Source organism: Gillisella vitis, from assembly GCF_021559775.1.
Taxonomy (GTDB): Bacteria; Pseudomonadota; Alphaproteobacteria; order Rhizobiales; family Rhizobiaceae; genus Allorhizobium; species Allorhizobium ampelinum.
Window position 1 is genome coordinate 1,663,173 of the sequence record NZ_CP056047.1, and the last position, 14,527, is coordinate 1,677,699.

Annotated in this window: 16 protein-coding genes; 6 read left to right on the forward strand and 10 right to left on the reverse strand. The window is 56.9% G+C overall.

The window, feature by feature from the left end; translation table 11 throughout:
• Window positions 1–22 precede the first annotated feature (22 nt).
• Window positions 23–448, forward strand: a complete 426-nt coding sequence (locus AVCG78_RS07925; protein ID WP_071205222.1) for an HIT family protein — start codon at window positions 23–25, stop codon at window positions 446–448.
• 96 nt (window positions 449–544) lie between these two features.
• On the opposite strand, the gene AVCG78_RS07930 is transcribed toward AVCG78_RS07925, so the two are convergent.
• The 7 genes from AVCG78_RS07930 to cysE all read right to left on the reverse strand — a co-directional run bounded on the left by AVCG78_RS07930 (window position 545) and on the right by cysE (window position 6,954).
• Window positions 545–877: an AzlD domain-containing protein gene (locus AVCG78_RS07930; protein ID WP_071585225.1), complete on the reverse strand. Its 333-nt coding sequence runs from the start codon at window positions 875–877 to the stop codon at window positions 545–547.
• Window positions 874–1,650 (reverse strand): AzlC family ABC transporter permease, encoded by a 777-nt coding sequence (locus AVCG78_RS07935; protein WP_071205220.1) that lies wholly within the window; start codon window positions 1,648–1,650, stop codon window positions 874–876. Before AVCG78_RS07935 ends, AVCG78_RS07930 begins: the two co-directional genes overlap by 4 nt.
• Window positions 1,651–1,779: 129 nt before the next feature.
• On the reverse strand, window positions 1,780–4,266 hold the full coding sequence (gene clpA / locus AVCG78_RS07940) for an ATP-dependent Clp protease ATP-binding subunit ClpA (protein WP_071205219.1): 2,487 nt from the start codon (window positions 4,264–4,266) through the stop codon (window positions 1,780–1,782).
• A gap of 10 nt (window positions 4,267–4,276) precedes the next feature.
• Window positions 4,277–4,624 (reverse strand): ATP-dependent Clp protease adapter ClpS, encoded by a 348-nt coding sequence (clpS, locus tag AVCG78_RS07945; RefSeq protein WP_041698048.1) that lies wholly within the window; start codon window positions 4,622–4,624, stop codon window positions 4,277–4,279.
• 411 nt (window positions 4,625–5,035) lie between these two features.
• Window positions 5,036–5,389, reverse strand: coding sequence for a phasin family protein (locus tag AVCG78_RS07950; protein WP_015916242.1), 354 nt, complete (start codon window positions 5,387–5,389; stop codon window positions 5,036–5,038).
• Window positions 5,390–5,579: 190 nt separating this feature from the next.
• Window positions 5,580–5,783 (reverse strand): DUF3126 family protein, encoded by a 204-nt coding sequence (locus tag AVCG78_RS07955; protein WP_041698049.1) that lies wholly within the window; start codon window positions 5,781–5,783, stop codon window positions 5,580–5,582.
• A 346-nt stretch (window positions 5,784–6,129) separates the two neighbouring features.
• Window positions 6,130–6,954 carry a serine O-acetyltransferase gene (cysE, locus tag AVCG78_RS07960; RefSeq protein ID WP_015916244.1) on the reverse strand — a complete coding sequence of 275 codons (825 nt, stop codon included), beginning with the start codon at window positions 6,952–6,954 and terminating at the stop codon, window positions 6,130–6,132.
• A gap of 72 nt (window positions 6,955–7,026) precedes the next feature.
• Here cysE and AVCG78_RS07965 point away from each other — a divergent pair, with 72 nt between their 5' ends.
• A complete protein-coding gene (locus AVCG78_RS07965) occupies window positions 7,027–7,830 on the forward strand; it encodes an enoyl-CoA hydratase-related protein (protein WP_071205218.1) in 804 nt (267 codons plus the stop codon).
• Window positions 7,831–7,836: 6 nt separating this feature from the next.
• Here the strand turns inward: AVCG78_RS07965 and AVCG78_RS07970 are convergent, their stop codons facing one another.
• A complete protein-coding gene (locus AVCG78_RS07970; protein ID WP_071205312.1) occupies window positions 7,837–8,622 on the reverse strand; it encodes an alpha/beta fold hydrolase in 786 nt (261 codons plus the stop codon).
• A gap of 162 nt (window positions 8,623–8,784) precedes the next feature.
• A complete protein-coding gene (locus AVCG78_RS07975; protein ID WP_041696678.1) occupies window positions 8,785–9,036 on the reverse strand; it encodes a hypothetical protein in 252 nt (83 codons plus the stop codon).
• Between AVCG78_RS07975 and AVCG78_RS07980 the strand changes: the two genes are divergently transcribed.
• Entirely contained in the window at window positions 9,025–9,270 is a 246-nt protein-coding gene (locus tag AVCG78_RS07980) for a zinc-finger domain-containing protein (RefSeq protein ID WP_015916247.1), read from the forward strand. The genes AVCG78_RS07975 and AVCG78_RS07980 overlap by 12 nt on opposite strands.
• A gap of 38 nt (window positions 9,271–9,308) precedes the next feature.
• Window positions 9,309–10,487: an FAD-dependent monooxygenase gene (locus AVCG78_RS07985; RefSeq protein ID WP_071204985.1), complete on the forward strand. Its 1,179-nt coding sequence runs from the start codon at window positions 9,309–9,311 to the stop codon at window positions 10,485–10,487.
• Between the two features lie 50 nt (window positions 10,488–10,537).
• On the opposite strand, the gene AVCG78_RS07990 is transcribed toward AVCG78_RS07985, so the two are convergent.
• Window positions 10,538–11,728 carry a cystathionine beta-lyase gene (locus AVCG78_RS07990; protein WP_071204987.1) on the reverse strand — a complete coding sequence of 397 codons (1,191 nt, stop codon included), beginning with the start codon at window positions 11,726–11,728 and terminating at the stop codon, window positions 10,538–10,540.
• A 439-nt stretch (window positions 11,729–12,167) separates the two neighbouring features.
• Between AVCG78_RS07990 and AVCG78_RS07995 the strand changes: the two genes are divergently transcribed.
• Together AVCG78_RS07995 and AVCG78_RS08000 are read left to right on the forward strand one after the other, a co-directional pair.
• Window positions 12,168–13,193, forward strand: a complete 1,026-nt coding sequence (locus AVCG78_RS07995) for an amino acid ABC transporter substrate-binding protein (RefSeq protein ID WP_071204988.1) — start codon at window positions 12,168–12,170, stop codon at window positions 13,191–13,193.
• 133 nt (window positions 13,194–13,326) lie between these two features.
• Window positions 13,327–14,523, forward strand: coding sequence for an amino acid ABC transporter permease (locus tag AVCG78_RS08000; RefSeq protein WP_071204990.1), 1,197 nt, complete (start codon window positions 13,327–13,329; stop codon window positions 14,521–14,523).
• Window positions 14,524–14,527 lie beyond the last annotated feature (4 nt).

Below are 14,527 nucleotides of genomic sequence, written 5' to 3' on the forward strand. Positions count from 1 at the left end.
GACCCGGTAACGGAGACAGATAATGACCATTTCGGCCTATGATCCAGACAATATTTTCGCCAAGATCCTCAAGGGCGACATCCCCTCGATCAAGCTGTATGAGGATGACGACGCGCTGGCCTTCATGGATGTGATGCCGCAGGCGGCGGGCCATTGCCTGGTGATTCCAAAGCAGGGATCGCGCAATCTGCTGGACGCTGATCCGGCTGTGCTGGCAAAACTCATCCCGGTCGTGCAGACATTAGCCGTTGCAGTCAAACAGGCCTTCGATGCCGACGGTGTCTACGTTGCGCAATTCAACGAGCCTGCCGCAGGCCAGACCGTGTTTCATTTGCATTTCCACGTCATCCCCCGCCATGACGGGCAGCCGTTGAAGCCGCATGTGGGTGGCATGGAAAATATCGACGTGCTGAAGGCCAATGCCGCGAAGATTATCGAAGCGCTATAGCATCGTGCAGAACACTGGAGTCAGCACGATGCTATAGGTTTTTGTTTTTATGCATTTCCGGACGGAAAACCGCTTCACACTTTTCCTGGAAATGCTCTACAGGACAAACAAACCTACCGCCAAAACACCCAGCGACACCAGAACGCCAACGATGATCCGCTGACCGGCAAGCAGGAACGCTGCAAAACCGACGGCGGTAGCCGTGAGCCGCAACCAGAGCGGCGAATGTTCAAGTGTGCCGGTTGGAAAGACGATCAGCTTGGCCGTCACGGCCATGACCAGGGCCGTGGCAACCGCCCTCACCCAATAGAGCGGCTCGGAACCTTCCTGAAGGCGGTTTCCGGCCAGCACGCCCAGCCAGCGCCAGAGATCGGTCGCCAGCCAGCCTGCGACGATGATAACCAGATAGGGCCAGAACTCCGCCATCATAGCTCCTCCGACAGGTTTTCAACTGGACGAATATCCGAGGGCTCATGGCTTCGGCGGCGGATTTGCCGGTCGATCAGATAGGCAATCGTGCCACCACCCAGGCCTGCGATCAGGATGTCGAAACCTGGGACCGCCAGTGCCAGCAGCGGCCCGGAGACGATGCCGATCACAAAGGCGATCTTCACCACCCGCTGCTTGCCAGTCGCCCAGATCGAGGCGACAAAATAGACCGGCGTGAGGAAAAACAGCAGACCGGCGACGAGCGGCGGCAGGCTGGAGACAAGGCCATAGCACACACCGACCAGAATGGTGTTGACCGCCACCAAAGTCAGGCCGAATCCTGCGAAAAACGCCACCCGACCTTCCCGAGGCACGGTCTTCAGATTGCCCATCGCATAGACCCAGGCGGTAATCGCGACGAAATGCGACAGGAACAGCAGAAGCCAGGTCGGGGTGCGTTGGCTGCGCATTTCCGGCACCAGCGAGGCAACCATCGGCATCATCCGGATCGAGGAAAGCGACACGGCCAGAAAACAGGCCAGCAGATTGGCTCCGCTCGACATCATGCCGATCAGGATCATCTTGGCAGGCAAGGCCCAGATGATCACGGTCATGAACATCGCTTCATTGCGGCTGACGCCGCTTTGCAATGCGAAGGCGCTGAAGCCGACAAACGATACCATGAGAATAATCGCCGGCAGGCTGAAAAGGCCGCGCATGCCCGTGAAGAACCAGCGCAACTGGCTGCGGTCGGCAAGGAGGAGAGATGACATAAGATTTCCAGCAAAAGTCGAAGCGTTACAGCGCATTGCGTTGAAAAATCAGCGCTTCCGCTCATGACAATGCCGGGCAAACTGCCCGGCATTGATGCTGTCAAAAATTTGACCGTTCTTCCAAAAGAATTACTTCTTTTTCGGCACCTTTGGAACCGTGGTTTTCTTGGCCACCGGCTTGGTCTCCTTCAAGGCCTCGACTTCCGGCTCAGCCTTGGCGACTTTTTTAGCCTTGGAACGCGGCTTGGCGATGACCTCGCCATCGTCAGGCACCACGGCGGCAATTTCGGCTTCCTTCTTCGGCTTGACCGGCGCCACATCGGCAACGCAGTCCAGCTTCAATTGCTCCTCGCCATCCTTGGTGATAGTGCCGACCTTGACGATCCCGCCCTTCTTCAGCTTGCCAAACAGGATCTCATTGGCCAATGGCTTCTTGATATGTTCCTGAATGACGCGGCCAAGCGGCCTTGCGCCCATTTTCTCGTCATAGCCACGCGTCGCCAACCAGGCGACAGCGGGTTCCGACAGGTCGAACGTGATACCACGTTCTGAAAGCTGAGCTTCCAGCTGCATGACAAACTTCTGCACGACCTTGTGGATCACTTCGCTTGGCAGCGGGGCGAACGAAATGATCGCATCCAGACGATTGCGGAATTCCGGGGTGAACAGACGATTGATCGCCTCTTCATCCTCGCCGCTGCGCTTGGAAGAGCCAAAGCCGATCGCCGACTTGGCCATTTCCGACGCGCCCGCATTGGTGGTCATGATCAGGATTACATTGCGGAAGTCGATCTTCTTGCCGTTATGGTCGGTCAGCGAGCCATGGTCCATAACCTGCAACAGGATGTTGTAGATGTCAGGATGGGCCTTTTCGATTTCGTCCAGCAGCACCACGCAATGCGGATGCTGATCGACACCATCAGTCAGCAGGCCACCCTGATCGAAGCCGACATAGCCGGGAGGGGCACCCAGCAGACGCGACACCGTGTGACGCTCCATATATTCAGACATATCGAAGCGCAGCATTTCCACGCCAAGCGACGCAGCCAATTGCTTGGCAACCTCGGTCTTGCCGACGCCTGTCGGACCGGAGAAGACGTAGGAGCCAATCGGCTTATTGGGTTCACGCAGCCCTGCCCGGGCCAGCTTGATCGCCGTCGATAGCGCTTCGATGGCATCGTCCTGACCGTAAACGACCGAGCGCAGTTCCTTGTCGAGATTGGCAAGAACCAACTCATCGTCCTTGGAAACGGTCTTGGCCGGAATCCGCGCCATCGTCGCGATGGTGACTTCGATTTCCTTCTCGGTGATCAGCTTGCGGCGACGCGAGGCAGGCAGCAGCATTTGCGCGGCACCCGTCTCATCGATCACGTCGATGGCCTTGTCCGGCAGCTTGCGATCGCTGATATAGCGGGCCGAAAGCTCGACAGCCGTCTTGATCGCCTCGTTGGTGTAACGCAGCTTGTGATATTCCTCGAAATATGGCTTCAGGCCCTTCATGATCTCGATGGCATCGTCGATCGACGGCTCGTTGACATCGATCTTCTGGAACCGGCGCACCAGCGCCCGATCCTTCTCAAAGAACTGCCGATATTCCTTATAGGTGGTCGAACCGATGCAACGGATCGCGCCAGACGACAAGGCAGGCTTCAACAGGTTGGATGCATCCATCGCCCCGCCGGAGGTTGCCCCTGCGCCAATCACAGTATGAATTTCATCAATGAACAGCACGGCGCCCGGGTAGTCTTCCAGCTCCTTGACCACCTGCTTCAAGCGTTCCTCGAAATCACCGCGATAGCGAGTACCGGCCAGAAGCGTGCCCATGTCGAGCGAAAAGATCGTCGCATCGGCCAGTGCCTCAGGCACCTTGCCTTCAACGATCCGCTTGGCCAGGCCCTCGGCAATTGCCGTCTTGCCGACGCCGGGATCGCCGACATAGAGCGGATTGTTTTTTGAGCGGCGGCACAGGACCTGAATGGTACGGTTGACCTCGTCGTGACGACCGATCAGCGGATCGATCCGGCCGGTCTTGGCCTTTTCATTGAGGTTGACGCAATAGGCCTTGAGGGCTTCCGGCTGCTTCTTGGCCGGACCTTCTTCCTGCTCACGCGGTGGCTTCTGGCTGGCTTCACTCTCTTCCTCGACACCGCGCGGTGGACGAGGTTGAGACGTGCCAGGCCGCTTGCCAATACCGTGGGAAATATAGTTGACGGCATCATAGCGGGTCATTTCCTGTTCTTGCAGGAAGTAAGCCGCATGGCTTTCACGCTCGGCAAAGATCGCCACCAGAACATTGGCACCCGTCACTTCTTCCCGACCGGAAGACTGGACATGGATGACAGCCCGCTGGATGACCCTCTGGAAGCCGGAGGTGGGTTTGGAATCCTCATCATAGCCGGTCACCAGATTGGCCAGCTCATTATCGACGTAATCGCTCACCGTCTTGCGCAGCGTATCGAGGTTCACATTGCAGGCGCCCATCACAGCGGCGGCATCGGCATCATCGATCAGTGCCATCAGCAAATGTTCAAGCGTTGCGTATTCGTGGTGGCGCTCATTGGCAAAAGTCAGTGCCTGATGCAGCGCCTTTTCCAGGCTCGGAGAAAATGTTGGCACGGTCAGATCCTCATTTCTTTTCCATGACGCATTGCAGCGGATGCTCGTGCTGCCGCGCGAAGTCCATAACTTGGCTTACCTTGGTTTCGGCGACTTCATAGGTGAAGACGCCGCATTCCCCTACCCCGTGGTTGTGTACGTGCAGCATGACGAGGGTTGCCGCTTCCCTGTCCTTTTGGAAGAAACGCTCCAGAATATGGATGACGAACTCCATCGGCGTATAGTCATCATTTAGCAGCAGAACGCGATATAAATTGGGCTTCTTGGTTTTCGGCTTCGTGCGCGTGATAACCGACGTGCCCCTGTTTGGTCCGTCGTTGTTACCCTGCGCTTGCATGACGATCGGTTGCGCGATCATTTCCATCCATTCTCCCGAGTTCCGGCCGCTTCATCGCAAAAGGCGAATCCCGCCAGACCTCACAGATTCATTAAGGTAGTCCATTTCTCATCGATTTTAAGCCCATAGATACGCACTGCAAAGAGAATTGCGTGTCCGGCCTCAAAAAGGCACCCCGGACAAGTCCCGATACCGACGCAACAGGCCTAAAGATAAGTGCCTTACCCGCGTTTTCCAGACCAGCAATCGCAGCACGTTCAATTCCAGCTGAGATTACCACCAGATCATCATATTGTCTCCCCAGCAATGCCCCAGGCTGACCACAAGATTGAACATGGACATAAGCTGCCAAACCTGGGCTGCATGGGAAGTACCAACGAAAAACGGCCGTCCCACAGGACGGCCGTTTGCAGCGACATCAATAAAAAATGATCAGGCAGCCGTCGCGGCGGACGCCGCTTTCGAAGCCTTGGCAATCGGAGCCTCATAAGGCTTATATGCCGTCTTGGCCAGATCAGCATACATTTCGGTGATCTTGGTGGCTTCCGACACGAAGGTTTCGTAGGAGCTCTTCGCATATTTCGTCTGCAACTCGAAAACGGTTTCGATGCTGCGGGCAGCGGTCAGCTGCTCCAAGAAACCGGCCAGATCCTGGAAGGACTTTTTCGAGTAATCCTGGGCTTCAGCAGCAATCGACTGCATGCCCTTGGCAACCTCGGAATAATTCTTCACCATCGTATCGACGGCTTCTTTGCTCTTTTTGTTCACGTCTTCGAAATTCAACATAACAGCACTCCTTTTTCCTCTGCTGACCCAAACCATAGGACAGATTGCTAAAATTGGTCAAGTCAATTTGTGCAGTGCGTCATCGCCAAAAAGTTGTATTTTATCAATAACAAAAAAGGGCGACCCCATACGCGGCCGCCCTTCATTATCAAATATCAATAAATGCATCCCTTATGAATGCAACCTGCGATCAAAGATCGACATCCAGAATGGCCATCGAGAAATTGTAGGACAGATCGCCGTCCTCGTCATCCTTGAAGACAACGCCGAGAAACTCTTCGCCCACATACACTTCTGCCGAGTCATCCTTGCGCGGGCGCGCCTTTACAGCCATCGTCGGGTTGAATGTCCGCTTGAAATAAGCGTCAAGCTTCTTGATTTCGTCTGCTTTCACAAAAATCTCCATGGATTGTCTGCGCAGCACGAACCTTCGATCCGGCCATGATGCCGCAGCGCTCTCAAAATTCCAGCATGGCAGTGACTGACAAACCGCACGAACCATGCTTCGGCGGCCTGCTTGTCGCATGGGCCAAACAGCTGTGTAAAGCTGCGAATATCGATCCGCCCCTGCTTTTAAGGGATAATTACTGGAAGCGGAATCGGTTCACTAAAAAATCATCAAACCATTTCATCCGTGACCACCAACCAAAGCAGTCCCGGATGTCATCTGGTTCGAGCACCTGGCACCGCAATCTCAAAATCCATAGACGGTTGCGATCATGTGGGCACCCCGCATTACGTCAGCCGTCCTCGGACACCAACTGGTTCATCGACCGGGCCGGTTCCGCACAGCCGGCTTCGCCGACCACCCGGGCCGGTACGCCTGCCACAGTCTTGCCAGCCGGCACGGGCTTCAGCACCACAGAACCAGCGGCCACGCGCGAACAGCAGCCAATCTCGATATTGCCGAGCACCTTGGCACCCGCCCCGATGAGCACACCGTCACCGATCTTTGGATGGCGATCTCCGGTTTCCTTGCCCGTGCCTCCCAATGTAACCCCCTGAAGGATCGAGACATTATTACCGATCACGGCAGTGGAACCAACCACAAGCCCGGTGGCATGATCCAGGAATATTCCCCTGCCCATCGGCGCAGCCGGATTAATATCCGTCTGAAAGACACTGGAGGACCGGCTTTGCAGATAGAGCGCGAAATCGCGCCTGCCCTTGTTCCAAAGCCAGTTTGCCAGCCGATGGGTCTGGATCGCGTGAAACCCTTTGAAATACAGCACGGGCTCGATAAAGCGCAGGCATGCAGGGTCGCGGTCATAATAGGCCTGAATATCGACGCGCAGCACCGTACCCCATTCCGGCCAATCGCTCAGCATTTCCTCGAAGGTCTGACGCAAGAGACTGGATTGCAGGTCGGCATGATCAAGCCGTTCACAGATCCGGTAGATGACGCTGTTTTCCAGCGAACGATGGTTAAGCACGGTGGAATAGAGGAAAGCCGCCAGAAGCGGATCATGCTCGGCGGCACTGCGCGCCTCCTGGCGCATGCTGTCCCAGATCGGGTCCATGGGCTTGATCATCTCGCGCACCGCAAGATCGTGCATGACAGCCATTGCAATCTCCTCATTGACGTTCATCCTCCATTATATAGATGATCTATCGATCAGACCAGATGGGGGCATGAGATGAAAAAAGCGCGGACCTTTGCGGACAACGGCATTCGAGTGGCCGGACAAAATGGCATCGGCGCGCTGATTATCGATAATCCAACCCGCAAGAATGCGATTACCCAGGCCATGTGGCGCGCCATTCCACCGGCACTGGACTGGCTGATTGCCGAGGCCGGGGTTCACTGCATCGTCATGACAGGCGGCGGCCAGACGGATTTCAGCGCTGGCGCCGACATTTCCGAATTCGACGCCGTGCGCAATGACAGCCGTCAGGCGCGGATCTACGAGGCTGATAATAGCGCGGCTTTCTCGGCCCTTCGGGAATCGCGGGTGCCTGTCATCGCTTCGCTTCGCGGGGTTTGCTATGGTGGAGCCTTCGGGCTTGCCGCCGCTGCCGATCTCAGGATCGCTGACGACACCGCGATCTTCGCCATACCCGCAGCCCGCCTCGGCCTGGCCTATCCCGCAGATGCCGTTGCCGACCTCAGCCGGACGCTGGGCAGCCAGATCGCCCGGCGGGCACTGTTTACGGGTCAGGCGTTTCCTGCAGCTTCTCTGCTGAGCTGCGGCTTTCTGGGCGATCTCGTAGCCCCCCAATCCCTTGATGGTGCTGCCTTTTCACTGGCAGAAACCATCGCTGCCAATGCGCCGCTGTCTATCCACGCTGCCAAGCTGGCGCTGCGGGCAACGGAAAGCCAGGACGACAGCCTGCTGAGCGAGGCCGCTGTTCTTGGCTCAACCACGTTCGAAAGCGCCGACTACCGCGAAGGCCGCACGGCCTTTCGCGAAAGGCGCCAACCGATCTTTACCGGAGAGTGAAAACCTTTATCTTCCATCCAGCTCGGCGTAGAATTCTAGAACGGCCTGTTTAAACACCCTGTCACCAACCGCCAGCATATGGTCGCGCTTGGGAATATCGAGTGCGCGGGCATTGGGCATCAGCGCTGCCAGTTCCTGGGGCGATCCGGCAATATCATCCACTGTGCCGACGCCGATCAGGACAGGCATGGTGATTGTGGCAAGCTCAGCTGCTGATACCAGATCGCGTGACGTGGAAATACAGGCGGCAAGCGCCAGCCGGTCGCTGCGTGTCTGCTCGGCAAAGGCGCGAAACATCCGTCCGCGCTCATGGGTCACATCATCAAGCGAAGGCGCCAGCAGCGCATCGGCAATCGGATCCCAGTCGCCAACCCCGGTGGATATGCCGATGCCAAGCCCGCCAAACACCAGCGAGCGGACCCGCTGCGGAAAATCCAGCGCCATGAAAGCCGAAATCCGCGCGCCCATGGAATATCCCATGACATGCGCTTCAGCCACACCAAGATGATCGAGCAAGGCTGCCGCATCCGCTGCCATGTTTTCAGGGTGATAGACTTCCGCTTCATGCGGCTTGTCGCTCTGACCGTGGCCACGATTATCAAGTGCAATGACCCTGTAGCCGGCATCGCCCAGCGTTTTCAACCAGCCAGGATGCACCCAATTGACCAGGGCGCTGGAGGCAAAGCCGTGGATCAGCAAAACCGCCGGGCCAGACGGATCGCCCTCGTCGAAATAGGCGATCTCCAGACCGTCATGGCGAAAGCGGGAAAAAGCGGGAGCGTTCAGATTCATCATAATCGGTCCAGTTGATAGTCGATCAAGGTGGCGTGCCCCGGCCCGCCGCCCCACACCATGCCATCCCCAATTTGCCAACCAGGGCAGGAAGACGCCAGACATCCGCAAGGGTTGCGATACGCAGTAGCCCTGCTGCATAAGTCGTAACCCCTGTAAGGTTCAAGAGTTTATCTGCCCATACCCCTGCAAAGGCACAGGAATTCTGTAAAAACAATCGGCAGCGCCCTGCATTGGCTCTACCCATTTCAAAAAAAGGCGGCTAATGTCCGGCGCAACCCAATCGCGGTGCATGGCGCTAGCAGAGATGCGGATCACGCGCCATAAACGTTTCATCTTCAGTTGAGTTTCCGGACCTTGCAGGCCTTGGAAACTGGGCAACAAGGCATTCGGAGCATAGACATGGCCGGTCATTCCATTCCCCACTTCCAGAACGACGGCGGACATCGGCTTGTCGAAATCGGCGTCAAGGAATTCATGTGCACCGGCGCGTCCGTTCCTTTCGATCATCCGCATATTTTCATCGACCTTGGCCATGACACCGAGAAGGTTTGCCCCTACTGCTCAACGCTCTATCGTTATAACAGCAGCCTGAAGGCAACTGAGACCAACCCGGCTGGCTGCGTTTTTCACGTCAAGGCAGCCTGACCGGCTCTCAGCGACGCGCCAGCGATCGGATTATCATCATGTCCACGAAAACCGTGGCAATTGTCGGCGGCGGCATAGCCGGTCTCGTCGCTTCACTTTGCTTTGCCCGACAGGGCATCGCGACCCGGGTTTTTGAGAAAAGCCCGCAATTGCTTGAGGTCGGCGCCGGCCTGCAACTGACGCCAAACGTCACCTGGATTCTCAACGAACTCGGTGTTCTCGAAAACCTGCGCGCGCACTGGCATGAGCCGGATGTGGTGGCACTCGCCTCTGGCATCAGCTTGAAACGCCTGTGCAACGTGCCGGTTGGCGCCCACGCGAAATCCCGTTGGCAGGCGCCCTACGGCGTGTTGCATCGCGCAACGCTGCAACAGGCTCTTCTAGAGGCCGTGACCCAAAATCCGCTTTGCTCCCTGACATTGGACCAGAGGGTCGAAAGCCCCGATGCACAAATCCTGCGCGATCCGCAGACCGGCGAGCGTCCCGACCTGCTGATCGCTGCCGATGGTGTCTGGTCGCGGCTACGCAATTTCGTTGCCGGAGGCCCCGATGTGTCCTTCAGCGGCAGCATTGCCTGGCGCGTCACTCTGCCTCAGGCTGAAGCACCTGCCTTTCTCGACCGCCAGTCCGTAACGGCTTTTCTGGGGCCTAATGCCCATATGGTCACCTACCCCTTGCGCGATACCGACAGTATCAACATCGTAGCCATCGGCGCGGGCGTCGATCCCGGCGAAGGATGGGCGGCACAAACGCAAGAATCCCAAGCACTGCTGCTGGAGCGGGCCTTCAAAGGGTGGAATAGCGACATCCGCACCATGCTGGCGAATGCCAAAGGTAACATGACCTTCTGGCCACTGTTTCAGGCTGGAAATGGTCGTTGGCACAACGACAAAGATCTGGTGCTGATCGGTGATGCGGCCCACGCCATGCTCCCCTTCTCGGCCCAGGGTGCCGCCATGGCCATTGAAGACGCTTTCGAACTGGCCGATCTCGTCTCCAGCCGGTCCATACCCCAGGCGCTCGCGGCTTATGAGGCGAGCCGGCAAAAACGGGTCAGTGCCGTGCGCAAACGCGGGGCAATCAACAAATTCGCCTATCACGCCAAGGGGCCGCTGCAAATCGGGCGCGACGTCCTTCTCTCCCTGCGTTCTTCCGATAGTTTCGCGCGCGATCTCGACTGGCTCTACGGCTACCGGCCTGCCTTGACAGCCCAGTAGTCGTAAATTGTCAGATGCCTTCAACCCGAAATAGCTTTCGGACCAGACAGTTAAACAGTAGCTGCGGCAGCAAAACCACGCTCCAGATCCGCCTGGAGATCGGCAACATCTTCAAGTCCGATCTGAAGACGAATCAACGGCCCGCCTGCGGGCGGCTTGGCGATGACGCGGTCGCCGACATTGGCCAATACCGCCAGGCTTTCGTACCCGCCCCAGGACCATCCTAGACCGAAAATCTGCAAGGCATCGAGAAAGGCATACGCCTTTCGCTTGAACTGCGCCGGATCGCTTTCCGCCAGCACAAAGGAAAATATCCCCGAGGCGCCTTTAAAATCGCGTTTCCAGATGTCATGACCGGGAAAACTGGGCAGGGCTGGATGCAAGACCCGCGCAACATCGTCCCTCGTCTCCAGCCATCCGGCAACGGTACGAGCACTGCGATCGTGATGGGCAAGCCTGACCGCCATGGTTCTAAGACCACGCAGAACCATATAGCTATCCTCTGCCGAACCGCAGAGGCCCATGGCGCCATTGGCAGCCTTGAGGCGCGGCCAGCAGGCCGCATTGGCCGAAACCGTCCCCATCAGGATGTCGGAATGGCCAGCCGGATATTTGGTTGCTGCCTGCATGGAGATATCAACACCGAAATCCAATGGCCGGAAATAGAGCGGCGTTGCCCAGGTATTGTCCATGCTGACCACGGCGCCATGACTATGAGCGATGTCAGCCAGAAGGCGAATATCCTGCATTTCGAATGTGTTGCTGCCGGGAGCCTCGGCGTGAACCAGCTTTGTATTGGCGCGCATCAGCGATGCTAGTCCCGCACCGATGGCGGGGTCGTAATACTCGACCTCCACCCCCATCCGCTTCAACATCGTATCGCAGAAATGTCGGGCCGGATCATAAACCGAATCAACGATCAGCGCATGATCGCCAGGCGACAGAAAGGCCAGGAAAGGGACGGTAATCGCAGCGAGGCCGGAGGGCAGTATAATCGTTCCAGCCGACCCTTCCAGCACGTCTATCGCATCGCAGAGCGCGTCCGTCGTCGGCGTGCCGCGGGTGCCATAGGTATATTTCTGCGTCCGTGTTTCCATGCTTTCGGCAGTCGGAAACAACACCGTCGATGCCTTGACGATCGGCGGATTGACAAAACCATGGTAGCTCGAGGGATCATGGCCGATATGGCACAATTTCGTATTGGTGCCGGCGCTCGTCAACCAGTCTTTTTTGTCGGACATCCGCTATAACTGCCTTTTTCACGTGCTGGCCGCCTGCCCGATCGAGCAATTTGCCAAGAGTTATGACTATCGAAAATAGCGGCGCAATCTACCTTGTTATCGGTTTATCGCCGCCGCTTCTCCACTTCTTTTTTTGAACAGGCCAGCCAAGCATGGTCAAGCCTTGCCGCGTCACCGGGACAATGAAATTCAATGGCGCCATTTAGACTAAATTTTCATCATCAACTGCGGCTTTCCTGTGTTGTAGGCCTATTTTATGAGCAAAAAAATCGAATTGCCACTTTTCGACGCAATTTCCACCCATCAACACTTGACCATGAACCCATTTATGAATGTGATGGGCTTGCTAGGGTCACAACCCGGGCACCGGTGCATGGAGAGGGGCAAGAGCCATGTCAGGCACCGGAGGGAAGACAAACAGAAAAAAAGGTTGGGAAACATGAAAAAGACGCTCCTGTCAGTTGCGCTTGGCGCTGCGGCATTTGGTTTTGGCGCATCGGCAGCCTCGGCCGACACGCTGAGCGATGTTAAGGCAAAAGGCTTTGTTCAATGCGGCGTCAGCCAGGGCATTCCGGGATTTTCCGCTCCGAATGACAAGGGCGACTGGTCGGGTCTGGATGTCGATTACTGCCGCGGCATTGCTGCCGCCGTCTTCGGCGACGCCTCCAAGGCCAAGTTTACGCCGCTGTCCAGCAAAGACCGCTTCCCCGCATTGCAGTCGGGTGAAGTCGATGTGCTGACGCGTAACACCACCTGGACGATCAGCCGCGACACCTCGCTCGGCTTCAACTTCCGCACCGTCAACTATTATGACGGCCAGGGTTTTATGGCTAAAAAGAGCCTCAACGTGAAATCGGCTCTGGAACTGTCCGGCGCTGCTGTCTGCGTTCAGACCGGCACCACGACCGAATTGAACCTGGCCGACTATTTCAAGGCCAACGGCCTGAAATACAACCCGGTCGTGTTCGAAAAGGAAGACGACGCAACTTCGGCTTACGACGCTGGTCGTTGCGACGTTTACACCACCGACCAATCCGGCCTCTATGCCATCCGCTTGAAGCTGAAGAACCCCGATGACAACATGGTTCTGCCGGAAGTCATTTCCAAGGAGCCGCTCGGACCGGCTGTGCGTCAGGGCGACGACAAGTGGTTCGACGTGGTCAGCTGGGTTCACTATGCCATGGTGAACGCTGAAGAAGCTGGCGTGACCTCGAAGAATGTCGATGACATGAAGAGCAGCGGCAGCCCTGACATCAAGCGTATGCTGGGTGCAGAATCCGGCAGCAAGCTGGGTACCGATCTCGGCCTTAAGGAAGACTGGGCCTATAATGTCATCAAGCTTGTCGGCAATTACGGCGAAGTCTTCGATCGCAATGTCGGCGCCGGTAGCCCACTGAAAATTGCCCGCGGTGGCAACGCTTTGTGGACCAAGGGCGGCCTGCAGTACGGCCCGCCGATCCGCTGATCCGCAACCGGGTCCGATAACCAACCCAAACCAAGCCTTTCTGGGGAGGCGGTGTCCGCACCGCCTCCCCATTGCAAAAGGGCAAGGACATGCGCACCCAAAACCAAGGGTGAAAAAGGGGGAAAAAGCCTCAATGGCAATACAGGATTCGAGCTCCTCTAAAACCGGATCGGTCAGCGCGGCATCGCTCATCTACGACCCGAAGGTCCGTGGCATATTTTATCAGGTGGTTACCTTAGTAATTTTGGTCGCCTTCATTTGGATGGTCGCCAACAATACCATTCACAATCTCCAAAAAGCCAATATCACATCTGGCTTCGGCTTCCTGCAAGGCCGCTCCGGTTTCGACATCGGCCAGCAATTGATCAGCTACAGCAGCGATTCGACCTATGGTCGCGCACTTCTCGTCGGCCTGCTCAATACGCTGCAAGTCGCCGTGGCTGGCATCATCACCGCCTCAATCATCGGCTTTGCCGTCGGTCTCGGCCGATTGTCGCACAACTGGTTGATCGCCAAGCTCTGCCAGGTCTATGTCGAGATTTTCCGCAATATTCCGCCGCTGCTGGTCATCTTCTTCTGGTACCGCGGTGTCATCGCCATTCTGCCGCAGGCGCGCGATTCCATCGCGCTGCCTTTCGATATCTATCTGAACAATCGCGGCGTCACCTTTCCAAAGGCGATTTTCGGCGACGAGGCCTGGCTGCTGTTGCCAGCCATCGCGATAGGGATCGTTCTTTCCATTCTCCTCAGGAAATGGGCCCGCAAGCGCCAGATGGCGACAGGCCAACAATTTCCAATCCTATGGTCGTCGCTGGCGCTGATCGTCGGCCTTCCAGTCCTGGTGTTTATGGCGATCGGCATGCCGCTGACCTTCGATCTTCCAATTGTCGGCCGGTTCAACATGCAGGGCGGTTCGGTCGTCGGACCCGAGTTCACCTCGCTGTTTCTGGCGCTGTCCTTCTACACCGCCGCTTTCATAGCGGAAATCGTTCGCGGTGGCATCAAGGCTGTGTCCAAGGGGCAGACAGAAGCGGCCAGCGCGCTCGGCCTCAAGCATAGCCACACCTCACGGCTCATTGTCGTGCCGCAGGCAATGCGGATTATCATTCCGCCGCTGACCAGCCAGTATCTCAACCTTGCGAAAAACTCATCCCTGGCTGTTGCCATCGGCTTTGCCGATATCGTCGCGGTTGGTGGTACGATTCTCAATCAGACCGGACAGGCCGTCGAAATCGTTGCCGTCTGGCTGGCCGTCTACCTGACGATCAGCATCAGCACTGCGCTCTTCATGAACTGGTTTAATGCCAAGATGGCGCTGGTCGAGAGGTAATATC

Coding starts and splice junctions, on each gene's coding strand:
- AVCG78_RS07975 (WP_041696678.1), bottom strand. CDS start 9,036: ATGACCGGCCATGTCTATGCTCCGAATGCCTTGTTGCCCAGTTTCCAA.
- clpS (WP_041698048.1), bottom strand. CDS start 4,624: ATGATCGCGCAACCGATCGTCATGCAAGCGCAGGGTAACAACGACGGA.
- AVCG78_RS07965 (WP_071205218.1), top strand. CDS start 7,027: ATGAAAAAAGCGCGGACCTTTGCGGACAACGGCATTCGAGTGGCCGGA.
- AVCG78_RS07990 (WP_071204987.1), bottom strand. CDS start 11,728: ATGTCCGACAAAAAAGACTGGTTGACGAGCGCCGGCACCAATACGAAA.
- AVCG78_RS07930 (WP_071585225.1), bottom strand. CDS start 877: ATGATGGCGGAGTTCTGGCCCTATCTGGTTATCATCGTCGCAGGCTGG.
- AVCG78_RS07935 (WP_071205220.1), bottom strand. CDS start 1,650: ATGTCATCTCTCCTCCTTGCCGACCGCAGCCAGTTGCGCTGGTTCTTC.
- AVCG78_RS07950 (WP_015916242.1), bottom strand. CDS start 5,389: ATGTTGAATTTCGAAGACGTGAACAAAAAGAGCAAAGAAGCCGTCGAT.
- AVCG78_RS07980 (WP_015916247.1), top strand. CDS start 9,025: ATGGCCGGTCATTCCATTCCCCACTTCCAGAACGACGGCGGACATCGG.
- AVCG78_RS07925 (WP_071205222.1), top strand. CDS start 23: ATGACCATTTCGGCCTATGATCCAGACAATATTTTCGCCAAGATCCTC.
- cysE (WP_015916244.1), bottom strand. CDS start 6,954: ATGGCTGTCATGCACGATCTTGCGGTGCGCGAGATGATCAAGCCCATG.
- AVCG78_RS08000 (WP_071204990.1), top strand. CDS start 13,327: ATGGCAATACAGGATTCGAGCTCCTCTAAAACCGGATCGGTCAGCGCG.
- AVCG78_RS07970 (WP_071205312.1), bottom strand. CDS start 8,622: ATGAATCTGAACGCTCCCGCTTTTTCCCGCTTTCGCCATGACGGTCTG.
- AVCG78_RS07985 (WP_071204985.1), top strand. CDS start 9,309: ATGTCCACGAAAACCGTGGCAATTGTCGGCGGCGGCATAGCCGGTCTC.
- AVCG78_RS07995 (WP_071204988.1), top strand. CDS start 12,168: ATGAAAAAGACGCTCCTGTCAGTTGCGCTTGGCGCTGCGGCATTTGGT.